This is a genomic window from Kushneria phyllosphaerae, from assembly GCF_900312995.1.
Taxonomy (GTDB): domain Bacteria; phylum Pseudomonadota; class Gammaproteobacteria; order Pseudomonadales; family Halomonadaceae; genus Kushneria; species Kushneria phyllosphaerae.
Window position 1 is genome coordinate 554,170 of sequence record NZ_ONZI01000001.1, and the last position, 23,167, is coordinate 577,336.

At 59.0% G+C, this 23,167-nt stretch carries 23 protein-coding genes; 10 read left to right on the plus strand and 13 right to left on the minus strand.

The features are described from left to right. Positions 1–12 precede the first annotated feature (12 nt). Both KSP9073_RS02420 and KSP9073_RS02425 read left to right on the plus strand, forming a co-directional pair. Positions 13–942, plus strand: coding sequence for a retron St85 family RNA-directed DNA polymerase (locus KSP9073_RS02420; RefSeq protein WP_108841352.1), 930 nt, complete (start codon positions 13–15; stop codon positions 940–942). 125 nt (positions 943–1,067) lie between these two features. Beyond that, on the plus strand, positions 1,068–1,634 hold the full coding sequence (locus tag KSP9073_RS02425; protein WP_108841353.1) for an HD domain-containing protein: 567 nt from the start codon (positions 1,068–1,070) through the stop codon (positions 1,632–1,634). A gap of 106 nt (positions 1,635–1,740) precedes the next feature. On the opposite strand, the gene KSP9073_RS02430 is transcribed toward KSP9073_RS02425, so the two are convergent. Together KSP9073_RS02430 and rluF are read right to left on the minus strand one after the other, a co-directional pair. Then, complete coding sequence (locus KSP9073_RS02430; RefSeq protein WP_108841354.1) at positions 1,741–2,577, minus strand: YrhK family protein; 837 nt, start codon at positions 2,575–2,577, stop codon at positions 1,741–1,743. 60 nt (positions 2,578–2,637) lie between these two features. After that, positions 2,638–3,741, minus strand: coding sequence for a 23S rRNA pseudouridine(2604) synthase RluF (gene rluF / locus KSP9073_RS02435; RefSeq protein WP_108841355.1), 1,104 nt, complete (start codon positions 3,739–3,741; stop codon positions 2,638–2,640). 166 nt (positions 3,742–3,907) lie between these two features. On the opposite strand from rluF, the gene KSP9073_RS02440 reads away from it, so the two are divergent. Continuing rightward, a complete protein-coding gene (locus tag KSP9073_RS02440; protein ID WP_108841356.1) occupies positions 3,908–5,233 on the plus strand; it encodes a DUF2254 domain-containing protein in 1,326 nt (441 codons plus the stop codon). Positions 5,234–5,248: 15 nt separating this feature from the next. Here KSP9073_RS02440 and KSP9073_RS02445 read toward each other — a convergent pair whose 3' ends face one another. After that, the gene (locus KSP9073_RS02445; protein ID WP_108841357.1) at positions 5,249–5,731 is read right to left on the minus strand and encodes a GNAT family N-acetyltransferase; all 483 of its coding nucleotides are present in this window, start codon (positions 5,729–5,731) and stop codon (positions 5,249–5,251) included. Between the two features lie 210 nt (positions 5,732–5,941). Between KSP9073_RS02445 and KSP9073_RS02450 the strand changes: the two genes are divergently transcribed. Beyond that, positions 5,942–7,507, plus strand: a complete 1,566-nt coding sequence (locus KSP9073_RS02450) for a methyl-accepting chemotaxis protein (protein ID WP_108842001.1) — start codon at positions 5,942–5,944, stop codon at positions 7,505–7,507. 215 nt (positions 7,508–7,722) lie between these two features. On the opposite strand, the gene KSP9073_RS02455 is transcribed toward KSP9073_RS02450, so the two are convergent. From KSP9073_RS02455 to KSP9073_RS02475, 5 genes are all read right to left on the minus strand, one after another. After that, positions 7,723–7,926, minus strand: a complete 204-nt coding sequence (locus KSP9073_RS02455; protein ID WP_086621314.1) for a cold-shock protein — start codon at positions 7,924–7,926, stop codon at positions 7,723–7,725. A gap of 272 nt (positions 7,927–8,198) precedes the next feature. Beyond that, entirely contained in the window at positions 8,199–8,834 is a 636-nt protein-coding gene (locus tag KSP9073_RS02460; RefSeq protein WP_108841358.1) for an NAD(P)H-dependent oxidoreductase, read from the minus strand. 125 nt (positions 8,835–8,959) lie between these two features. Further along, complete coding sequence (locus tag KSP9073_RS02465) at positions 8,960–9,238, minus strand: hypothetical protein (protein ID WP_108841359.1); 279 nt, start codon at positions 9,236–9,238, stop codon at positions 8,960–8,962. Positions 9,239–9,353: 115 nt separating this feature from the next. Then, positions 9,354–10,013 (minus strand): HD domain-containing protein, encoded by a 660-nt coding sequence (locus KSP9073_RS02470; protein WP_108841360.1) that lies wholly within the window; start codon positions 10,011–10,013, stop codon positions 9,354–9,356. An 11-nt stretch (positions 10,014–10,024) separates the two neighbouring features. Next, complete coding sequence (locus tag KSP9073_RS02475; RefSeq protein WP_243409080.1) at positions 10,025–10,363, minus strand: tRNA-binding protein; 339 nt, start codon at positions 10,361–10,363, stop codon at positions 10,025–10,027. A 291-nt stretch (positions 10,364–10,654) separates the two neighbouring features. Here KSP9073_RS02475 and KSP9073_RS02480 point away from each other — a divergent pair, with 291 nt between their 5' ends. Beyond that, on the plus strand, positions 10,655–12,073 hold the full coding sequence (locus KSP9073_RS02480; protein ID WP_108841362.1) for a glycoside-pentoside-hexuronide (GPH):cation symporter: 1,419 nt from the start codon (positions 10,655–10,657) through the stop codon (positions 12,071–12,073). 58 nt (positions 12,074–12,131) lie between these two features. Beyond that, positions 12,132–13,646, plus strand: coding sequence for an arabinosylfuranosidase ArfA (arfA, locus tag KSP9073_RS02485; protein WP_108841363.1), 1,515 nt, complete (start codon positions 12,132–12,134; stop codon positions 13,644–13,646). A 72-nt stretch (positions 13,647–13,718) separates the two neighbouring features. Here the strand turns inward: arfA and KSP9073_RS02490 are convergent, their stop codons facing one another. From KSP9073_RS02490 to KSP9073_RS02500, 3 genes are all read right to left on the minus strand, one after another. Further along, the gene (locus tag KSP9073_RS02490) at positions 13,719–14,531 is read right to left on the minus strand and encodes a mechanosensitive ion channel family protein (protein ID WP_108841364.1); all 813 of its coding nucleotides are present in this window, start codon (positions 14,529–14,531) and stop codon (positions 13,719–13,721) included. 115 nt (positions 14,532–14,646) lie between these two features. After that, entirely contained in the window at positions 14,647–15,807 is a 1,161-nt protein-coding gene (locus KSP9073_RS02495) for a hypothetical protein (RefSeq protein WP_108841365.1), read from the minus strand. A 92-nt stretch (positions 15,808–15,899) separates the two neighbouring features. After that, a complete protein-coding gene (locus KSP9073_RS02500) occupies positions 15,900–16,472 on the minus strand; it encodes a manganese efflux pump MntP (protein ID WP_108841366.1) in 573 nt (190 codons plus the stop codon). Between the two features lie 263 nt (positions 16,473–16,735). On the opposite strand from KSP9073_RS02500, the gene KSP9073_RS02505 reads away from it, so the two are divergent. The 4 genes from KSP9073_RS02505 to KSP9073_RS02520 all read left to right on the plus strand — a co-directional run bounded on the left by KSP9073_RS02505 (position 16,736) and on the right by KSP9073_RS02520 (position 20,524). Then, the gene (locus tag KSP9073_RS02505; RefSeq protein ID WP_108841367.1) at positions 16,736–17,077 is read left to right on the plus strand and encodes a zinc ribbon domain-containing protein YjdM; all 342 of its coding nucleotides are present in this window, start codon (positions 16,736–16,738) and stop codon (positions 17,075–17,077) included. A 299-nt stretch (positions 17,078–17,376) separates the two neighbouring features. After that, positions 17,377–18,819 (plus strand): amino acid permease, encoded by a 1,443-nt coding sequence (locus tag KSP9073_RS02510; protein WP_207771391.1) that lies wholly within the window; start codon positions 17,377–17,379, stop codon positions 18,817–18,819. After that, complete coding sequence (mmuM, locus tag KSP9073_RS02515) at positions 18,816–19,772, plus strand: homocysteine S-methyltransferase (RefSeq protein ID WP_108841368.1); 957 nt, start codon at positions 18,816–18,818, stop codon at positions 19,770–19,772. Before KSP9073_RS02510 ends, mmuM begins: the two co-directional genes overlap by 4 nt. A 149-nt stretch (positions 19,773–19,921) precedes the next feature. Next, positions 19,922–20,524, plus strand: a complete 603-nt coding sequence (locus KSP9073_RS02520) for an SEN1982 family lipoprotein (RefSeq protein ID WP_108841369.1) — start codon at positions 19,922–19,924, stop codon at positions 20,522–20,524. A gap of 79 nt (positions 20,525–20,603) precedes the next feature. On the opposite strand, the gene KSP9073_RS02525 is transcribed toward KSP9073_RS02520, so the two are convergent. Further along, positions 20,604–22,046 carry a YfcC family protein gene (locus tag KSP9073_RS02525; protein ID WP_108841370.1) on the minus strand — a complete coding sequence of 481 codons (1,443 nt, stop codon included), beginning with the start codon at positions 22,044–22,046 and terminating at the stop codon, positions 20,604–20,606. 126 nt (positions 22,047–22,172) lie between these two features. Then, entirely contained in the window at positions 22,173–22,964 is a 792-nt protein-coding gene (locus tag KSP9073_RS02530) for a sulfite exporter TauE/SafE family protein (RefSeq protein ID WP_108841371.1), read from the minus strand. Between the last annotated feature and the right edge of the window lie 203 nt (positions 22,965–23,167).

Genomic DNA, 23,167 nt, shown 5'->3' on the forward strand with positions numbered 1-23,167 from the left:
TAGAGGTCATTTATGAGCGAGAGTAAATTAAGGCAGCTTATATCGTCTTCGCTATTTATACCTGAAAAAGATCTGTCTTTATTTATAGCTAGAGCTCCTGTTGCCTATAAATCCTTTTTTATAGCTAAAAAAGATGGTGGTTTTAGAAAAATAAATCAACCTGCTAAAGAAACTAAAAAGCTTCAGCGCTGGGTAATTGAAAAGGTGTTTTCACATCTTGATATACATGATTGCGCTATGGCTTACCGAGCTAAAGTGAGCATAAAAGATAATGCTTTAGTACATTCAAATAACAAATATTTTTTGAAGCTTGATTTTGAGAACTTTTTTGGTTCTATAAAGTCTGAGGATATACAAAATTTTTTGCATGATAAGAAAATAAAGCTTGATGATGACGATGTTCGAGATTTAGCAAGAATTTTATGTATAAAAGATGAAGGAAAGCTTTGTTTGAGTGTTGGTGCTCCTAGCTCACCAGCTGTATCCAACGCAATACTTTATGCTTTCGATGAGGAAATAAGCTTTTGGTGTCTGGAGCGAAAAATAGCATATACACGCTATGCAGATGACTTAACTTTTTCAACTAAAGAACAAGAGGCTTGCTATTCAATAAAAGAAAAAGTAAAAAGCATTCTTGAGAGCATGGCCTACCCTAGATTAAAGCTAAACGAGAGTAAAACTCTTTCGCTATCTAAAAAAAATAATATCAAAGTGACAGGAATTACAGTTACATCTGATAATAAAATTTCTATCGGTAGAAAGAGGAAAAGATTCATAAGAAGTCAAGTTTATAAATACAAAAAAGGGGAGTTAAAACCTTCTAGTGTTCCGAGGCTTAGAGGTTTGATAGCTTTTTTTGAGCATATAGAACCAGGAGCTATTTCAAAGTTGGAAATGAAGTTTGGAAAAGAGTTAATGGTTAGAGTTGTGAAGGGAAGTTAATAATGTGCAAGTTTTCATTACCTTAACTTAGTGGGTTCATATCAAGTCTGATTGATAATTTATTTTTTATAGATGTTTTGAACCATTCCTTGTCATAAGTTCATTTTACATAATGCCGGAATCTCATGGACATCGAACGACTCGGCAACGGACTGGCGTTTTTAAAGGAAGCCGAGCGGCTCAAGAGCGTGCTGCGCACGGCCTATACCACCACCGGGCGGCAGGAGGATACGGCGGCGCATACGTGGCGGCTGTGTCTGATGGCGATGACGTTCGAGCGCGAGCTGGCGCCTTTGGACATGACGCGGGTGTTGAAGCTTTGCGTGCTGCATGACCTGGGTGAGGCGATCCACGGGGATCAGCCGGCGATTGCGCAAAACGCCGACAAGAACACTCAGGAGCGGCTGGACCTGCTCACGGTCATGGCGCCGCTGGATGAGGCATTGAAGCTTGAGTTTCTCGCTCTGTGGGAAGACTACGAACAGGGCACCTCGCGCGAGGCGCGGCTGGTGAAGGGCCTGGATAAGCTCGAGACCATTCTTCAGCACAGTCAGGGCGATAACCCGGCTGACTTCGATTACACGTTCAATCTCACCTACGGGCGTGAACAGACCGATGCCGAGCCGGTATTGACCATGCTGCGCACCCTGGTCGACGGTGAAACCCAGCGGCGGATCGATGGTGGCCAGTAGCGCCTTTTCGCCTTCCTGTTACTGCCTGAGCTTTAAAAGACAAAACCCCGATCAGCGCTCGCTGGTCGGGGTTTTTGATGGAGCCCTGGAGCAGGCTGCCCTTCGCTCAGGCAGGCTCTGCGGGCTTTACCGTGGAGCTGTCTTCGTAGTCGTAGCTGTCATCCAGGTTGTGCTCGGGGTCGTTGAGCTCACCGCGCATGAAGGCGAGCAGGCGCTCGTCGGCTTCGCTGTCCTCGGCGGTAGCATCAAAGCGGTGGCGAATGACAATGCGCGCGCGCTGATGGTTGAACAGTCCGCCAATCATGAAAAAGGCGCTGCCGACCAGAAAGAGCGAGGCCAGCAGGTTATGCAGCTGGTCATGGTCCGCCACGCTGTCAAAGCCCCAGAGATAGGGGATGGAGGCGACCACGAACAGCACCGAACCCACCACGAAGGTAACGGCGGTCAGGTTCATCAGCTGCAGGGTAAGAAGGGCAGAGGCGCGAATCACCATCATGACGTTGAGACAGGCGCCGATCAGAAAGAGCACCGAGCCGATGATGAACATCCACGCGCCGATCTCGATCCAGTGCCACCAGGAGAGAAAGAACAGGCTGCCCACGGCGTAAAGCACCGTGCCGATGATGTAGACGGCCAGCGAGATGAGCTCCAGAAGCTGCGAGGGCGAGACCTTTTTGCTGCTGTGCCAGAAACGGCGCACTTCGATGACGTCATGGGCCTGAACGACCAGATAGACCAGAGAACCGACGAAGAACAGCCAGGCGCCGATATCACGGATGTGTTCAAGGCGAGGGTAGAACATCACGCTGCCGACGATAAACATCACACCGCCCAGCTCGTAGAGCACCGCGTTGATGCCTTCCCAGCGGTAGTCCTTTTTGAGATCGCTCTTGCCCCGGCCCGGGCGGGCACTTCGGGGGCGATCGGTAAATAAATGCGGCATGAAGATGGTCCTGCAGGGAAAACGCAAAGTGTGGGCGGTCGATGTCAGGTTGTATAGCGTTTAGCGCTTTTTGCCGGGTCGGCCGCCCTGACCGCGGGGCGAAGGCTTGCTGGCACCGGTCTTGCCCTTGCCGTTTGATTTGCCCTGGGGCGTTGGCTTACCGCCTGGTTTGCCATTCATTCTGCACTGCGCTGCGGGTTTGCCGCCCGGTTTGCATTGCGCTCCCGCTTTACCGCCCGGCTTGCCGCTGCTGCCGGCCTTTTGGCTGCCACCGGTGGGCTGGGGCTTGCCGGTCGGGGCGGGTTTGCTCTTGCCCTTTGAATACATTTTATCCAGCGCCGGCTTGCCAATGCCCAATGGGTCGGGCTTTTGTTTCTCTCCGGGCCTTTGCTGAGCGCTTTTGGCCCGTGGTGAGGATTTGGGCTTTGAGGCCGTCGGCTCGGCTTTGGAGCCTTCGGTCAGTTCGATGATGGTGTCGATTTCTTTGGTCGTCAGGTCGCGCCAGTCGCCGATGGCCAGTCCCTTGAGCGAGACGTTCATGATCCGGGTGCGGATCAGCTGGGTGACCTCATAACCGAAAACCTCGCACATGCGACGGATCTGGCGGTTGAGCCCCTGCACCAGTGTGATGGTGAAGACGAACGTGGAGACCTTCTCGACCTGACAGCGGCGGGTCATCTGTCCCAGAATCGGCACGCCATTTTGCATGCCTTGAATGAAGTCCTCGGTGATCGGCTTGTCGACCGTCACCTGGTACTCCTTCTCGTGGTTGTTGTCGGCGCGCAGGATGCGATTGACCAGGTCGCCGTTGTTGGTCAGAAAGATCAGTCCCTGAGAGTCCTTGTCCAGCCGGCCGATGGGGAAGATGCGCGCGCCGTGTTTAACGAACTCGACAATGTTGGCCTTCTCGCTCGACTCGGTGGTGCTGACGATCCCGACGGGCTTGTTGAGTGCAATCAGGATCAGGTCGTCTTCTTCCCGGGGTTCGATCTCCTGGCCGTTGACCGTGACCCGATCCCCCGCGACCACCTGATCCCCGGTGCTGGCGCGTCGGCCGTTGAGCCAGACCTTGCCCTGTTCAACAAAGCGGTCTGCCTCGCGGCGCGAGCACAGGCCGCTTTCGCTGATGTATTTATTGATTCGGGTCGATGTTCGTAATGGCATGGCGTTTCACAGGGTTGAAAATGATTGAGCGTGGTATCAAAAAACAGCGAGTGTTCGGGTCTTTTTTGCCTAAAGCGTGGCGGTTGGGCTCTGCTACGCTGCGCGGCAGATCAAACGTGTCGTGCGGTGACCGGCACATTTTCATCAAAGGAGCGGTCATCTCCCCATGAGCACGTCACGGGTACTCGATTTTATCAACGGCTTTCGCAACAGTATCGCCTACCTGACCAGCATCATCATCACGATCTATGTCGTGCTGGGGCTGGCCGCTGTCACGCTGGAGATCAACACCCTGCCGGGGGTTCTGGATTTTCTGGATTTTGACCAGCCCGACACGGCCCGAACGCTTTTGAGCACGCTGATGGCAGGCATGATCTCACTTCTGGTGTTCAGCTTCTCCACGGTCATGTCCGTGCTGACCCAGGCCGGCAGCAATTTCTCCAACAAGCTGGTGTTTGGCATCATGACCGAGAAGCGCCACCAGCAGGTGCTGGGGCACTATCTTGGCACCATTTTGTATCTGCTGATTCTGCTGCTGGTGCCGACCATCGGGGATACGCCGGATACCTGGCGCTCGCTGGCGGTCTATCTGGGGGCGGCCATGGTGATCAATAGCCTGGCCATGTTCGTCTTTTTCATTCATGGCACCTCCCAGTCCGTCCAAATCAATGCGATTACCCAGGGGCTGCTCGTCTCGACCCAGCTGTCGCTGGACAAGCTCAGGAAAAAACAGGCAAGCGACGAGTATCGTCATCGCCCCGACGGGTGCCAGCCCGTTACCGGTTATCCCGTCTACTCCCGCGACAGCGGCTATATCCAGGGCGTGAATTTCAGCGCACTGGCCAGAATTGCACGCCATCATGAGATTGCCATCCATCTCGGGTTCACTTTTGGCGATTTCGTGGTCAAGAAATTTCCGATTCTAGACATCGAGGCGGACGCAGCGCCGGGGGATGTGCTGGTGGACCGTATTCTGGCCTGCCTGGAATATGTCGAGGGGGAGTCCACGCGGGATCACTACGTCAACGGGCTGACGCAGCTGATGGAAGTGGCCATCAAGGCGCTGTCACCGGGGATCAATGATCCGGGTACGGCGCGGCTGTGTATTCATCAGATGACCGAGCTGCTTTCCCAGCGACTGACGCTGACGCCGCCCAACATGCTGGTGGATGACGACGGGCGCTGTCTGATTTCCTGGCATGAGGAAAGCTTCGAAAGCCTGATGTTCCGCGTCTTTGATCCCATCCTCCACTACGGCGGCCAGGACCTGAGCATCTGCCTGTCACTGTTGAAGGCCTTCAAGACAATGTCCAACTTCGCAAAAGACGATGACCATCGGGTCATTCAGGCCCACACCGACCGGGTGATCCAGCACATGGCGGACCATTTCACCGCCCCGCTGGAAGTCGCCTTTATCGAGGCGCGGCTCACCAGGGGATTGCATCGTCTGCACATCAATGTCCGTCTGCCGGAACGGTCGGCATCAAGCTGACGCCGGCCTGCCGGTTCATGGCTGCACGTCAGCAGGGGCGAAGTGCTTCTCCATCAGAATGCAGGGGCGGTTGGGGTAGTCGACCGTGCCTGCCCTACGCCAGCCGTGGCGCTCATAAAGCGTCTGCTGGTGGGTGGTGATCAGGTATAGCCGGTCTTCTCCGCGCGCGCAGGCCGCCGCCTCGACCGTCTTGATCAAACGCGATGCCAGCCCTCGGCCGCGATAGTCGGGGTGTACGAACACGGCGGCCAGCCAGGGGCGCAGGTCCGGGCGTTTCGAGCAGTCATTATCGGCAAGGCTTGCCATGCCCACCGGGTAATCGCCGTGCTGCGCCACCCAGGTCAACGGCAGGCCGCTGCCGTGGGCGGCGCTGGCAAACAGCAGGCGGGTATCTTCCAGCGTACGCGGGCTATGTACACCCCACTGGCCGTAGGCCCAGGCGCTACAAGCATCGATGAATGCTGGATGCTCGTGGAGAGGAACAATCTCGATGGACATGTTGGACAGCCGGTCAGTATCAGGGAGTTTTGATATAAACCGGTTTAGTGCAACGTGTACAGTCGTTGCCTGCCGCCGGATGGTCAGGAAACAAGCGCTGTTATTTCTTAAAACTATAGATGCTAAATAAGTTATTGTTGCTAGCTATCATAAAGTAAGTAGGACCTACCGTCGATATAACCAGTCACTCACTCCATGAGAGACATGATCATGTTGACTCGCTTGAATATCGGCACACGCCTGGGGCTGGCCTTTGGTGTTCTCACACTGCTTTTGATTGCCAGCGCTGTGGTCGGGCTGCTAGGGCTTGGCAACATGAAGGACACCGCTGACAGGGCAATCAATACGGATGCCCTGCTGGCGCAGAATGCCCTGAACGTGCAGCGTCTTGCCCTGCAGGAGCGTCGTTTTGAAAAAGATAGTTTTATCAATATCGCTACACCTGAAAAGGTGGCCGACTACCATGACAAGTGGGAAGCGTCGCGCCAGTCGCTGTCGCAGACTCTGACAGAAGGCCAGCAGCTCGCCCCGAGCGATGAGCTGCGCCAGCTCTACGTGCAGGCCGGCACGGCACTGGAGGCTTATGCCGCGGGATTTCAGGCCATTCACCAGCGCATTCTTGAAGGTGAGCTGACCGAACCAGAACAGGCCAATGCTGCCTTTGGCACTTATAAGGAGCAGGTCTACCAGCTTGAATTGCTGGCCGACCAGATCAATACCGTCGCGGCCGCTCGTCTGGACAGTGCTGATGACACCATTGCTGCTGCCCATGTCCAGACCATGGCCAGCCTGCTGACGTTTGCAGGCCTTGCCATACTGGCAGCCATTGCACTGGCATTTGTCATTACCCGTAGCATTACACGCCCTTTGAATCGCGCGGTGTACGTGGCCGAGCAGGTCGCTCAGGGCGATCTGACCCAGGAGATCATCGTCACCGGTCGTGATGAAACCGCGCAGCTGCTGATGGCGATGAAGAAGATGAACACCTCGCTCATGAATCTGGTGACCTCCATTCGCGAGACCTGCCAGAGCGTTCATGCCGGCGCCAGCGAACTCTCGCACGCCAGCCATGATCTGGCCGCCCGCACCGAGCAGCAGGCTGCCTCACTGGAAGAAACCGCGGCCAGCATGGAGGAAATCTCTTCGACGGTGAAACACAACACCGAAGCGACCCAGCGCGTCAATACACTGACCGCTGAGGCTACCGGCAGTGCCCGCAGCAGTAGCAGTGACGTAGTGCAGAGCCTGTCACTGATGAAAGAGATTGCCACGCAGTCCCAGCGCGTCAACGACATTCTGGGCACCATCGATTCGATCTCATTTCAAACCAATATTCTGGCCCTTAATGCATCGGTGGAAGCGGCTCGCGCCGGCGAACAGGGACGAGGGTTCGCCGTAGTGGCTTCGGAAGTCAGAGCGCTGGCCAATCGCAGTGCCACCTCGGCCGGTGAAATTCGCCAGCTGCTGGAAACCATGAGTCAGCGGATTACTTCCGGGGTGGTGCAGGCAGAGCGAAGTGGCAGCAGCATTGAGCAGACCCGCGGCGCCATCGAGCAGCTTGCCACGTTGATGAACGATATCGCGACCGCCTCGCGCGAGCAGGATGGTGGCGTGGATCAGGTCAATACCGCCATTGCCCAGATGGATCTGGTGACCCAGCAAAATGCGGCCATGGTCGAGGAGTCAACCGCCGCGGCCGGCATGCTGGAAGAGCAGGCCGGTCAATTACAAAAGCTTGTGGCAACCTTTCGTGTGCGGGAAACGGCAAGCGCCTGATACAAGAGGTAGCAGGCCAGCGGAAAGCTGGATATCAAAAGGCCCCGCATATGGCGGGGCCTTTCAGGGTGTATTGATCGGATAATGACAATACCTGTACGCTGCATAAGCGGTGGATGTACCGATAATAACCCTAAATACAAAAACAACAAGGCCCGCTTTCGCGGGCCTTGTTGTTCAGAGCCTCTCGGCTCGAAGGCAGTTTAACCCGAAGGTTAGTCTGCCTGGACGTTCGCAGCCTGAAGGCCTTTCTTGCCCTGAGTCACTTCGAAGGAGACCTGCTGGCCTTCCTGCAGTGACTTGAAGCCTTCAGCCTTGATTTCGGAGAAGTGTACGAAAAGATCGTCACCGCCGTCAGAAGGAGAGATAAAGCCGAAACCTTTAGCGTCGTTGAACCACTTGACTGTGCCAGTAGACATATTCGAATTTCCTTGCGCATAAAGCGCTATAAAAAGTGACCGGGTGTTGCCCCAGATAAAGCAGGTAAAACAAGGGGGATAAAACCAGGCTACCGAAGGACTTCGAGTGCAACTGACTATATTCGACTTGCTAACCAACTGAGATCATCGTGGCATGCTAACGGGGGCAGGGTCAATCAAACGTTCGAAAAGAATTTACCTCCGCCAGCAATCAACCACCACGAGGCTTCTAGACACTCAGGCCTCGTGCCCACTGTTGACGGCCCCGGCCATCATTCGATGGTGTAGATGAAATCTTCCCGGTCGCGGCGCACCTTCGCGCGTCCGGCGCCCGGGTCACGCTCGGTGTCACGATAGCCCAGTGCCATGATGACCACGCTTTTAAGCCCCTTTTCACGCAGGCCGAGTGCCTTATCCAGCCTGTCCGGATAAAAGCCTTCCATCGGCGAGGCGTCAACCTTCTCGAGCGCGGCGGCACTCAGCGCCACGCCCATGCCGATATAGGCCTGGCGTGCTGCCCATTCAAGACACGCCTCGTGGCTGCCCTTTTGATCCATCACGCCCTTGACCATGTCGCGAAAGCCGTCGAGCGAGCTTTCCTCGACGCCCCGGGTGTGGGCCATATGAGCCACGTGCTCATCGACCTGCGCCTTGAAGTCGCGATCATGGACGGCGAAGACCAGCAGATCGGAGCCCTCGATCACCTGCGGCTGCGGGGCAGCGTCTTCATGCAGGCGTGCGCGCAGATCCTGGCTTCTGACATGCACCAGCGACCAGGGATGCAGACCGAAGGAGGAAGGCGCCAGCCGGGCGGCTTCCATGATCCGTTCGAGCGTCTCCTCGGGCACCTGCTCACCATTCAGGCGCTTGGCGGCGTACCGCCAGTGAAGGGCATCGTTCAGTGACATGTCGTGGACTCCTTGCGGTGATTAAACAGGCCCTGCTCGGGTGTGGCACAGGGTGACACTGGCTCACGCGAAAAGGCCCCGCCGGCGCAGTGCACCGGCAGGGCCTTCGACACAGGGGACGGGGTTCAGTGTAGCTGACCGAACCTTTCGAGACGATCGCGCAGCGCCTGCTCCGGACCGATCAGATCGATCAGCTCGGCCTCGGTAAGCTCGATGTCACGATGTCGTGCAACGATGCTCGAGTAGTCCTCGCCATCGGCGAGTGCCTGCTCGACCAGCAGGGAGAGTTCCTTTCGGTCGTTGATGGCGGCCGGGTCAAAGCTCTGACGATTACGCTCTTGCTGAACACGCTGCTCGCGCCGGCAGCGCAGTAACAGATTGTCGGTAATAAAGGGGGCGCTCATGGCTCTATCCTTTGGAAGGCGTACTCCACCATGCTGTTGTGAAGAAGCGGCGCTGTCCATTCGGCCTTGGACGTATCACCAAAGGTCTCACGCCGCCTCCGATACGAAAGCTTCGTTACCGGATCGACGCCTCGCCGATCTCCTCCAGCAGCGCCTCCCGAAACGCCAGAAGCCGTGCATGACGCTGCGTCGCCAGCTGTTGGCCGGTGGCGGTCTGAAATCCCTCCTTGAGCGTCAAAAGTTTGGTCTCGAAGTGATCCAGCGTGAAACGCTGATCATCCAGTGCTCGGTTGGTGGCCTGCGGGTCGAACGGGTCATACAGCGCGCTGCCCATCTGCCCGGCCGTATAGAAACAGCGCGCCACACCCAGCGCGCCCAGCGCATCGAGCCGGTCGGCGTCCTGCAGGACTCTGGCCTCCAGCGTTTGTGGTTCGATGCCCGCCGAGAAGCTGTGCGCCTCGATGACATGTCTAACCGCATCGATGCGGGCGGTTTGCCAGCCAAGCGCAGTGAGGATACGGCCGCCCTGCTCGGCGGCCAGCCGTGAAGCCTGTGCCCGGCGCGGATCGTTTTTGGGCACATGGACGCCATCATGCAAGAGGGTCGCGGCCAGCAGCAGTTCGCGGTCGCCGCCTTCCACGGCGGCAATGCGCTGCACGTTGCGCCACACCCGTACCAGATGCGCCAGATCGTGGGCGCCATCAGTGTCATCAGGCAGATGGGCCAGCAGAGACTCGGCCAGCGCCTGATGCGGAGCGAAAAGAGAAGAAGACATGGCCGTCGTGCCTACATCAGTCGGGTGCCCAGCGGCACGTCCTGATCCGGTACGCACAGCGCCACGGCGCCGTCGGCGTTGTGAAAGCCGGTGACCAGGCACTCCGACATGATCGGGCCGATCTGTTTGGGCGGGAAGTTGGTCACCGCCACCACCAGCCGGCCCACCAGCGTTGCCGGGTCATACAGCTCGGTGATCTGCGCACTGGACTTGCGCACGCCGATCTCGGGGCCGAAATCCACCTGCAGGACATAGGCCGGCCGGCGTGCCTTTTCAAACACTTCGGCCTGTGTGATGCGCCCCACGCGCAGTTCCACCTTGGAAAACTCTTCCCAGCTCAGTGTCGACACTGATGGCTCCTTTCGTGTTTTGCACAATCTGATCTGCGCCATTGGTCGTAATAAACGTTCAAGTCCTACAACTTTGGCAGTTCCATTGGCGTCTGTATTGACGACATTGGTCGTCTTTTCAATGACCTGGCAAAGGACATAACCAGTTGGATATAGCTTGTTGGTTAGGCCGCTATTAGTGAAACACTTGCATATCTTCTTATGCTCGAGTGATCGAACCAATCGGTCCGCTGCCCGGGAATTTGTCCGCTGTGGCGGTCAAGGTGCGCCGCGCTCACGCAGGAGAACAACATGAAAAAGGGCAGCATCAGCATTGTCGAAAAGATCGGCTTTGGCATGGGGGACGCCGGCAACAACATGACCTTTGCCGCCGTGGTCATGTATCTCTCCTATTTCTACACCGACGTCTACGGCATTTCCCCGGCGGTGGTCGGCACCATCTTTTTGTCGATGCGCTTTGTCGATGCCATTACCGACCCGATCATGGGCGCGATTGCCGACCGTACCCGCAGCCGCTGGGGGCGCTTCCGCCCCTGGATTCTGTTCATTCCGGTACCGCTGGCCGTGGCCTGTGTGCTGATGTTCACCACCCCGGACTGGTCGGATCAGGGCAAGATCATCTATGCCTTTGTCACCTATGCGGTGATGTCGCTTTTGTATACCGCGGTCAATATTCCCTACTGCGCGCTGGGTGGCGTGGTGACCAGTGACCACCGCGAGCGGGTGTCGTGTCAGTCGTGGCGTTTTGTGCTGGTCGGCGTGGCTTACCTGATTCTCAACTCGACGTTGATGCCACTGGTGGAATGGTTCGGCGAGGGCGATCAGGCGCGCGGCTTTCAGATCACCATGGGGCTGATGTGCGTGATTGCACTGTTCATGTTCGGCTTCTGTTTTGCCACCGTGCGTGAACGCGTTCAGCCGGTTGAAAACACCTCCCACGGGCTGATCACGGATCTGAAAACGCTGGCGGCCAACCCCAAGTGGCGCCAGGTACTGGCGATTACCTTCCTTCAGGCCTTTCAGTTCTTTCTGCGTCAGGGCGCGGCGATTTACTACGCCACCTGGGTGCTGGGCCTGGGTGCGGCCGGTATCTCGATTTTTGTCACCTCCGGGGTGTTCGGCGGCATGGCGGGTACGGCCATCTCGCCGCTGCTGACGCGACACTCGACCAAACTGCGGGTGTTCATTCTCAGCTCGATTGCGCTGGTCGCGGCCTGTGTGGCGCTCTATTTCGTGCCGGCCGATCAGGTGTTTCTGGCAGCGTTTGTGGTTCTGCTGATCAATATTTTTCACGGCATCGGCACCCCCATCGCCTGGGCCTTCATGGCCGATGCCGAAGACTACGGCGAATGGCAGAGCGGCTATCGCAATACCGGGGTCTCCTTTGCCGGCAACCTTTTTTTCCTCAAACTCGGACTGGCAGCCGCCGGTGGCCTGGTCGGCTTCATGCTGTCGATGGGCGGTTATGTAGGCGGTGCCGAGGGTCAGAGCGAGTCGGCGCTGACCATGATCGTGCTGCTCTTTACCCTGATTCCGGCGGTGGTGAGTGTTCTGATGACGCTGGCCGGCTGGCGCTTCGGGCTGGATGACGCCGAGATGGACCGCATTCGCGTTGATCTTGAGGCGCGTGCCGGGGACCGCTCGGGTGAGACCCCGGGTGAGACCGCGGCAAGAGATACCCACCGTGGCGCCCGTCCGGCGACCACCTGACCATGACTCCAACCCTGACCCTGAACTCTGAGCTTTCACTGCTGACCGGGAGAATCCCATGCAGACCCGTGTGACCCTGCACCGCGACTTTGTCACCAGCATCATCGATGGGCGTCTCTACAGCGCCTTTCTGGAACACATGGGCCGCGCCATCTATGGCGGCATCTATGAGCCCGGCCATCCGCAGGCTGATGCCAATGGCTTTCGTCAGGACGTCCTGAAAATGGTGCGTGAGCTGGCGCCGCCGCTGGTGCGCTATCCGGGCGGCAACTTTGTCTCGGCCTACAACTGGGAAGACGGCATCGGCCCACGTGAAGAGCGCCCGGTGCGCCTGGATCTGGCCTGGCACAGCCGCGAGTCCAACCAGATCGGCATTCACGAATTTGCCGACTGGTGCGAGCAGGCCGGCATCGAGATGATGCTGGCGGTCAATCTGGGCTCGCGCGGCATTGATGAGGCGCGCAATTTCCTGGAATACGTCAACCATCCCGGCGGCAGCGCCTGGAGTGATGAGCGCATTAAAAACGGTCGCAAGGATCCCTGGAATGTGCGGCTCTGGTGTCTGGGCAACGAGATGGACGGCCCCTGGCAGATCGGGCACAAGACGGCCGCCGAATACGGCCATCTGGCCAACGAAACCGGCAAGGCGCTCAAGGCCTACGACCGCTCGCTGGAGCTGGTCGCCTGTGGCTCCTCCAATCCGGGCATGGCCAGCTATCCCGAGTGGGAAGCCACCGTGCTGGATCACTGCTACGAGACGGTCGACTACATCTCGCTGCACATGTACTTCACCAACCACGAGGATCAGCTCGGCGACTATCTGGCGATCGCCGAGCAGCTCGACCGCTATATCGTCTCGATTGCCGGGGTCATCGACTACATCAAGGCCAAAAAGCGCACCCGCCATCAGGTCCATATCTGCTTTGACGAGTGGAACGTCTGGTATCACAGCGTCCAGCAGGACCGCCGCGTGCTGGAAGGCACCGAGTGGAACTTTGCGCCGCCGATTCTGGAGGATGTCTATAACGTTGAGGATGCGCTACTGATCGGCTGTGTGCTCAACACCTTCATTCGCCGTTCGGATCGGGTACGCATCGCCTGTATGGCCCAGCTGGTCAACGTGATCGCGCCGATCATGACCGAGACCGGCGGCGATGCCTGGCGCCAGACCATCTTCTATCCGCTGATGTTTGCGTCGCGCTACGGCCGTGGCAAGGCGCTGCAGCTGGCCGTGGATGGCCCCACCTATCAGACCCGCGAGCTTGATGACGTGCCGTGCCTGGATATTTCGGCCGTCCACGATGAAGAGGGCGGGTTCGTGACGCTCTTTGCCGTCAATCGTCATCAGAAGGAAGCGCTGGATCTGAACGTGGCCCTGCATGGCTTTGAAAATGCCCGCCTGGTCGAGCACCAGTGCCTGAACCATCCGCAGATGAAAGCCATCAACACCGCCAGCCAGCCGGATCAGGTGCGTCCGATCGCGGGTGACGGTGTAGGCGTTGAGGAAGGCGCGCTCAAGGGCAACCTGGCGCCGCTGAGCTATCACATGATTCGGCTCTCGGTGGGCGCCTGACGCCGCCAGCGTCATTCGCATTTGAATCGTGCCTTGAGCCGGCGTCGCCATTGCGATGCCGGCTTTTTTGAGTCAGGCCGCCGCCGGGGCAGTGGCTTCCCTGGCACCGAGTGCCCGGATCGCTTCCTTGCCACGTACGGTCAGGTCGCTGATGAAGTGACCCTGGTCGCGCATCTCGAACGGATAGCAGCGCAGCTCGATGTGCGTGCCGATCTCGGCCTGCTCGACGAAGACGATGATCGGCTTGTCATAGCACAGCCACGCACTGGTCAGCGCCACATCGCGCAGCGCGGCGCGCATGCGCTGGGCATCAAAGTGAGGGGCCAGGTAGAAATCGACCACGCACATCAGCGTGCGCTCACCGTCGTTGGAGTTGGCAATGTTGCTGTCCCAGAGCTTCAGATTGGGCACCGTGATGATGTCATCGTGCAGGGTACGAAGCGTGATGGCACGCATGCCAACCGAGCGCACTTCGCCGTAATCACTGCCGACCTTCACCCAGTCGCCGGCTCGCCACGGCCTTTCAAACTGAGCCACAAGCCCGGCGATCAGGCTGCTGATGTAGTCCTTGAAGGCAAAGCCAACGGCCACACTGACCGCGCCGGCGATCACCAAAAAGTTCTCCACGGTGACCTTGAACACCAGCGGTATGATCCAGGCCACCGCAAACGCTGTGGCCATCAGCCGAAAGATCGGGACGGCACCCAGTAGCCAGAGCCGCATCCGGTTGGGGCCACGCTCTGCCATCCAGGGCAGGGCGCGCTTGACCAGCGAGACGGCCATCCAAGTGGCCAGAATGATCAGGGCGATATTGATAAAGTGGATGTCGCCGATGTCGCGAATCATCTGCGCCGCTTCGGGAGACTCCGAGACCTGCTGTGACATGAAAGTTTCTCCTTGCGGGATACCCCGCCCTTGAGCCAATGCGGTGGCTCAACCACGGCGCCCTGCTTTTGACTCAATGGTTCTGGCTCAACTGTTTTGAGTCAGCGGTTTTAAATCAATAGTCATCGAGCGGAAAACCGGCCGTGGCCAGACCGTCGCGAATGGCCGGATAGGCGGCCGGGCGGCAATGGTAGCGACCGTTTTTTTTCCCGATAAAGCCGGCGCGGTGCAGTGCATGGCGCATGCCACTGGAGCCGGGGTCGGGCAGCACGCACTCAAGTTCCTGGACGCTGAGGCTGTCGTGAATCAACAGCGCCTGCAGGATCAGTAGCGCTTGGGTGCCATCGCTGCCGGGCAGCGAAAATTCCTCCAGCGCGACCACCCAGAGCGTCTGTTGATCATCGTCGCTGTGATCATTGTCTTCAACATCGCTGGCCTTTTTAAGACTGCGCTGCCAGATATGCCAGGCCACCCAGGCTATCCCGCGACTGCGGGCGGCCAGCGTTTCGAAATATTCCTCGCGTGGTTTGTCCTTCCTGTTGACGGCAAAGATATTCTTGCCATTGCTGCTCAGGCGAAAACGGGTGCCTTCAACGGCCTGCTGTCTGACAATGTCGGCAAGCCAGCGACGCAGGCGCGGTTCATCGAAGGGTTTGAAAGTCATCGGTTCTGGCAAAATCAGATGGGCATCGACCGCCTTGCATAAAAATGCCCAGGCCCAGCTGCTGCAGCCAATCACGCAGTGACGCTCAAGACCGGCCAGCGATTCCAGCAGTGCGCGGATCAGGCCCAGGCCGCTGCGATGGCGCAGAAACCAGTCTTCCAGCCGCGGGATAACGAGCACGCCATCACCGGAAAGGTCCAGTGTCTGCTCGGGGGTATCGGTCAGCAGGGCATCCCGTGTCGGCGGGTCGAGCATCTCATGGTGACCTCGCCGTGCCCACTGTGACAGTAGATCCTGCTCATCGCACGGTGGCAGCACGACCGGGGTGATCCAGCGTCCGGGCGTGGGGTCGGTGGCCCAGTCGGCCAGCGTCTCGTCCAGCTCTGTCATCAAGGGCGTGTAAACCGGCGGTGCGGCCATGTCAGTGAAGCCCCCGGTACTGTCATCGAGGCGGTCTTCGGCAATGAAGGGGCGATCGTCACTGCGCGTCAATAGCGCGCGCAGCCGTATCATGGCCATTTTGACCGCGGCACGCTCGGGCCAGGCCGGGAGCGCGAGCTCCTTTAACGGCACCAGCGGATGGGGCTCGGGTGGGGGCGTGGTACGGATCATGACAGAAAAGGCGCTCCTGCAGCCGGGGTCGGTAACGGGACGAAACGTAACGCCCTGTTACTTTATAGCGCAGGTTGGGCATTCAGGCGATGCTACAGAAAAGCCTGAAGGGACATGGGCGCATAAAGATGCTCGTACAGGATGGCGCTCCCGAGTGCCATAAGCAGCACGCCGCCGGCGATTTCGGCGCGCTGGCCAACCACGTTGCCCAGCATCATGCCTGTGGTCACCATGACCATGGTGGTCACACCGATGGCCAGTGCCGCCAGGGTGATATTGACGTCGAAAAAGGCCAGACTGATGCCGATCACCAGTGCATCGATGCTAGTGGCCAGCGCTGTCAGCATCAGCATGCCCAGCGGCTGACGCGACGACGGCGACGGGTCGTCGTTCTGGGTCATGCCGGCGTAAATCATGTGCGCCCCGAGTCCTGTCAGTAATACAAAGGCGATCCAGTGATCCCACTGCGCGATCATCTGCGCTGCCGCCATGCCAAGTCCCCAGCCGATGATCGGGGTAATCCCTTCGATGGTGCCAAACAGCAGTCCGGTACGAAGGGCGTTTGATAACCCTGGGCGGGCGGTGCCAGCGCCCTTGCCAATGGCGGCGGCAAAGGCATCGGTGGACATGGCAAGGGCAAGAAAGGCAAGGGCAGCGGGGCGCATAAAAACCAGGACGGTCGAAACCGTTTGTCATGAAGCAATGACCCGAGCGGGCAGGGCGGTCGAAAATGAGCCGCGATAGTGCCTGTGGATTTTAAAAATATCAATTAAAACAGGTATTTATAAACAAAGGGTAAAAGTTTTCCACAAAGGAGGATTACTTTACCGCGGTTGTTTTCAGGTCTGGATGGTCGGGTCACGGGAAGTTGATGCTGAAAATGGCGTAAGATGTTCGCCCATTTGCACTTTCCAGACAGGACAATCGAATGTCAGCACTGCCCCATTGCCCCTCCTGTGACGCCGACTATACCTATGAAGACGGTGCCATGTTCGTGTGCCCCATGTGTGGCCATGAGTGGGCGCAGGAAGGTGAGGCCCCTGCCAGTGAAGAGGGCGCGAGTGTTCGCGATGCCAACGGCAATGCACTGGTCGATGGCGATACGATCACGGTGATCAAGGATTTGAAGGTCAAGGGCTCGTCGCTGGTCGTCAAGGTCGGCACTCGGGTGAAAAATATTCGCCTGGTCGACGGCGATCATGACATCGACTGCAAGATCGACGGTATTGGCCCCATGAAGCTCAAGTCCGAGTTCGTTAAAAAGGCCTGATGCCTGGACATTGGCTCTTGCATTACACATGAAAGGGTCGCCTCGAGAGGCGGCCCTTTTGTATGAAGAGGCGGCCACTCTTGTATCGAGTGGTGGACGTCAAAGTGCGATGGAAGAGCTGGGCTTGTCAGCATCGGGAACCAATAAAAGTTCTCCATCGGTATGTTTCACGTGAAACATCACTGGCAGAGAGAGGCAACACAACGGATGACGCCGCGCCCATGGCCCGTATAATGCGCGCTCTTATGCCTTTTATTTATTGAAAGGCGTTTTTTTATGGCAACCGGTAGCAGAGCGTCATGAGCAAAACGTCATCCGATGGTCCGGACATTCCGGAGCCCCGCGGCACGTCCCGCGATTTCAAGCGCAGCATGCAGTCACGCCACCTGGTGATGCTGTCACTGGGCGGTGTGATCGGCACCGGGCTTTTTCTGAGTTCGGGCTATACCGTTAATCAGGCCGGCCCCATGGGGGCAATTCTGGCCTACCTGATCGGCGGCGTGGTCGTCTATCTGGTGATGATGTGTCTGGGCGAACTGTCCGTGCACATGCCCGAGACCGGGGCCTTCAGCGCCCACGCCACACGCTATATCGGCCCGGGTACCGGCTACACGGTGGCCTGGCTTTACTGGCTGACCTGGACGGTGGCGTTGGGTTCGGAGTTCACCGCCTCGGGGCTATTGATGGCGAAGTGGTTTCCGGACGTGCCGATCTGGATCTGGAGCGCGCTCTTTGCGCTGATCGTCTTTCTGACCAATGCCTTCACGCCGAAGATCTTTGCCGAGACCGAGTTCTGGCTCTCGCTGATCAAGGTCGCCACCGTGGTGATTTTTATCATCGTCGGCGGCGCGGCGATCTTTGGTCTGGCCGGGCCGGAAGGGCAGCCGGCCCCGATGTTTCACAATCTCACTCGGGAAGGCTTTTTTCCCACCGGGGTGATGCCGATTCTGGTCACCATGCTGGCGGTCAGTTTTGCCTTCTCCGGCACCGAACTGATCGGCATTGCGGCAGGGGAAACCGAGGATCCGGAAAAGAACGTGCCGCTGGCCATTCGGGCCACGCTCTGGCGGCTGGTGGTGTTTTTCGTCGGCACCATTGTGGTCATTGCCGCGATGCTGCCGCGTGAACAGGCCGGCCTGGTCGAAAGCCCGTTCGTGACGGTCTTTGCCATGACCGGCATCCCCCATGCCGGTGACATCATGAATTTCGTCATCATCACGGCGCTGCTGTCGGCCGCCAACTCGGGGCTCTATGCCGCCTCGCGCATGCTGTGGTCGCTGGGCGAGCAGCGCACCCTGCCGTCAGTATTTGCCCGTGTGACCCGCGGCGGCATTCCGCTTAACGCGCTGCTGTTCAGTATGCTGGGCGGGCTTCTGGCGCTGCTCTCCAGTGCCTTTGCCCCGGACACGCTTTATCTGGTGCTGGTCTCGATCTCGGGCTTTGCCGTGGTGGCGGTATGGATGAGTATTGCTGTCAGCCAGATGTGCTTTCGCCGTCAGTTTGTGCGCGGCGGCGGTGATCCGGCAACGCTCGGCTACCGTGCGCCTTTCTATCCCTGGGTGCCGCTGGGGGCCTTTATTGCCTGTCTGCTCTGCTTTGTCGGGATCGCCTTTGACCCGACCCAGCGCATCGCCCTCTACTGCGGTATTCCCTTTATCGCCGTGTGCTATCTGGCCTTTTATCTGACCGACCCGCGCCGCAAGGGCGGGGCCGATTCCTCTGCCGTGAAGGAGACCTCATGACCACGACCGTTGATCCCATTGCCCGGGCCCTGCTGGATCATCCGCTGTTGATCGTGGATGGGGCGCTGGCCACCGAACTGGAAGCGCGGGGCTGTGATCTCAACGACAGCCTCTGGTCGGCACGCGTGCTGGCAGAAAATCCCGAGCTGATCCGTCAGGTGCATCTGGACTATTTCAGGGCCGGCGCCGATATCGCCATCACGTCGAGCTATCAGGCCACTATCGAGGGCTACATGTCGCGCGGCATGAGCGAAGCCGAGGCACTCGAGCTGATCACGCGCTCGGTGACTCTGGCCGTTAAGGCGCGCGACGACTTCTGGCGCGAGGCGGGCCACGAGGGCCGGCCGAAACCGCTGGTCGCCGCCTCGGTCGGGCCCTACGGGGCATATCTGGCCGACGGCTCGGAGTATCGCGGCCACTATGATATTGACGAGGCCGGTCTGGTGGACTTTCACCGCGCCCGCATGGCCACACTGGCGGCCGCCGGTGCCGATGTGCTGGCCTGTGAAACCCTGCCGTCACTGATCGAGGCGAAAGCGCTGGTCACGGTGCTGCGTGAATTCCTTGGCATGAGCGCCTGGATCACCTTCACGGCCCATGATGGCGAGCACATCAGCGAAGGCACGCCGATTGCCGAGTGCGCTCGCTGGCTCAATGATCAGCCGCAGGTGGCGGCCCTGGGCGTGAACTGCACCGCGCTTGAGCATATTCCGTCGCTGCTTGAACAGATGTCCGGGGCCACCGACAAGCCGCTGATCGTCTATCCCAATTCGGGCGAGACCTATGACGCCACCAGCAAGACCTGGCAGGGCGCCTGCGACGCCGCTCATGGCCCGGGATTCGGCGAGCAGGCCGCGCAGTGGTATGCGCGTGGCGCGCGTTTGATCGGCGGGTGCTGTCGCACCACACCCGAAGATGTTCGCGCCATTTCGGCCTTTCGCGCCGGGCTTTGATTTGTCGAGCACCTGAGTGATGATAATGCCCGCCCATCGGCGGGCATTTTTTTGACATGTCATCGACTGTCTGGACCGCAGGGCTGCAATAAAGGGGCTACGCTTTCGGGCAGGCATACCGAATTCAAGTTAGATCAGGAGTCATTGTCATGAAGTCATATCGCGTGCTGGCCCTTTTACCGCTGGCAGCCCTGCTAAGCGCCTGCGGTGATGCCAAAGAGGCCACCGAGGGCAACTTCCGCTCCGCGTTGCAGGACGATGTTGGCAACATGGGGCCGGCCGTCTGCCTGGAAGCGCCAGCACCGCGCATGCCGTTCGTGATGGATCCGCGTGTCGTCAGTCAGCACCCCGAGCTGGCCGACCGCGCCAAGCGTGCCGATGCGCTGGCCAGGGCCGGCCTGCTTGAGCGTGAAGACCTGAGCGATGGCCGCCAGCGTTACACGCTGACCAGGGAGGGTCGCGACCTGTATGCCCGTGAGGATGGGCTCGAGCAGGGTGGTTTCTGCTTTGGCAAGGTCCGCATTGAAGGCGTCGATAACTTCACACCGGCTCAGGCCATCGACGGCGGCTATACCGTGTCGCACGTGCGCTACAGCTACAAGATTAATGACCTGCCGGACTGGGCCGAGGAAGACAGCCTGCAAAAGGCCTACAAGGGCGGGCTCGAAGGTCTTGATGCTCTCCAGCACAAACGCGCGATGATGATTCTGACCAATAATGGATGGCAGACCGAGCGTCGCTTTGCCGAGTAATCACGAACCCTTGCGTCAAAAAGGCGACCCCACGGGGTCGCCTTTTTCATGGCGGATAGCGTCTTGAAGGCTGCCTGTTTCAGCCGTGCCAGCCACTCGCCTGTGCAACGACCAACAGCACCACGGCAATCAGTACCCAGAGCCCGAACAGCGGCAGAAAAAAGCGTACCCACTTCTGCCAGGGCACACCGGCGAGTGCCAGCGTGGCCATGAAGTAGCCAGAGGTCGGGTAGAGAATGTTGCCGATGCCGTCGCCCAGTTGATAGGCCAGCACGGCCGTCTGGCGGGTGACGCCCACCACATCGGCCAGTGGGGCCATGATCGGCATGGTCACCAGCGCCTGGCCGCTGCCCGAGGGCACCACAAAATTGAATCCAAGCTGCGCGATATACATGCCCAGCGCCGACAGCGCCGTGGGCAACCCGCCGACCAGATGGCCCAGCGCGTGGACCATGGTGTCGAGCACCTGACCATCTTCAAGCACCACGGCCACGGCGCGGGCAATGCCGGCGATCATGGCGCCCATCAGTACGTCGCGAAAGCCCTCGTTGAAGCCCTCGCAGATCTCGTCGACCTTGAGTCCGGCGACCAGACCGGCCGCAATGCCCATGACGATAAAGAGCCCGGCCATTTCCGACATGAACCAGCCGCGCCCGAGCACGCCATATACCAGCACGCCAAACAGGGCGAGCGTCACCGCGATACAGAGCTTCTGACGCCCGGTGGCGGGTGCCGTGACGTCGTTGAGGGCGTGCTGATAACGCGCGCGCTTTTGCTGCTCATCAACCTCGTCATGGACCAGGCTTGCCTCGGGGTTGTCACGCACGCCCCTGGCATAGCGAATGACCCAGAGTACCGCAACGGCCAGCATGGCCAGCAGCGCGACCAGGCGCAGACCATATCCGGAGTAGAGCGGCAGGCTGGAAAGCTGCTGCGCCAGCCCCGTGTTGATCGGGTTGATGACGCCGGCGGCAAAGCCGGCCGTGGTGGCGCACAGCGCGATGGCGGCGGCCGTTACCGAGTCAAAGCGCAGCGCAATCAATAGCGGCAGGATCACCGGCACATACACCAGCGACAGCTCCTGGGTGCCGATGATGGTGGCCAGCCCGCCGAACAAAACCATCAGCACCGGAATGACCCAAAGGCTGCGCCCGGCAAAGTGGCGGGTCAGGTGATCCACCCCCAGCTCGATGATGCCGGTGCGCCTGAGCACGGCAAACATGCCGCCAATCAGCAGGGTGAAAAACACCACCTCGCCGGCGCCGAGCAGCCCGCGCGGAATGGACAGCAAAAGCTCGGTTGGCCCGGCAGGGCTGGGCGTCACCCAGTGAAAGGACGCCGCATCGATGGTGGTGCGGCCATTGGGGCCGGGCACGGTGTCGTAGGCGCCGGCCGGAATCAGCCAGGTGGCCAGACCTGCCAGCAGGATAAAGATGAAAAGAATGGCGTAAATATGCGGAATCTGAAACGAACGTTTCTTTGGCGGACGTGCCGATGCGTTCCGGGAAGGCGTTTGTGACATGGTGGATGGCTCGTTGTTCTTGGTTGGCGTCAGGGCAGCCCCTGTGGCTGCCGCAATTCCGATAGTTTCACAACTGGCCACCAGACGAAAGTCGGCGACAAATGGGGGGCCCGCCCGTCATGCCGCCTACAGCAGAAAGTTGATACCGATGACCAGCAGCAGTGCAGCAAACAGGCGCTTTAACAGCGTCGGTGACAGGCGATGTGCCAGACGCACGCCAATGCGCGCCGATGCCATGCTGGTCAGCGCAATCCCCAGTACGCCGGGCAGGTAGACATAGCCGATGCTCCAGGCGGGCAAATCGGCATGGCCATGACCGAACCACATGAACGACAGGGCACCGGCAATGGCGATCGGCAGGCCACAGGCCGCCGAGGTGCCGACGGCCTGCTGGGCCGGCAGGTTGCGCCACAGCAGAAAGGGCACGGTCAGCGAGCCGCCGCCGATACCAAAGATGGCCGAGGCCCAGCCGATAATCGTCCCTCCACCGACCAGCCACGATCTGCCCGGCGGTCGATACGCCGTGCCGCCGCCTTTCGGGCGCAGGTTGAAGGCGATCTGAATCGACATGGCGATGGCAAAAAGCCCGATCACGGTCTGCAGGTCACTGCCGGGAATCCACGACGCGGTCAGGGCGCCCAGCGCGCAACCGCCCACGATGCCGATGCTCATCCAGCCCACCAGTGGCCAGCGCGTGGCGCCCATCCGGTGGTGACCATGAATCGAGTTAAGCGAGGTGAACACGATGGTGGCCAGTGATGTCCCTACCGCCAGGTGGGTCATGACCGTGGGATCCACGCCCTGCAGGGTAAAGCTGTAAATCATGACCGGAACGATGATCAGGCCCCCGCCGACCCCGAAAAGCCCGGCCAGAATGCCTGCCACGATGCCAAGTGCCATATAGAGAAGAAAGATCATGCGAAGTCCAGGGTCATTGGGAGTACAGCGTCATCGTGCGATGGAGACCGGCCCGGCATCGGCCGGGAATGTCGACAAGCATAGTGCCTTGAGAGGCGATGCTGTAGTGGTCACGGCTCGCCCGCCTGAACCCCTCTATGCTCAAGGGCGTATGACGGCATTGGCGCGATGGGTCTGGCGCGTCCACAGTAAGATTAATCCAT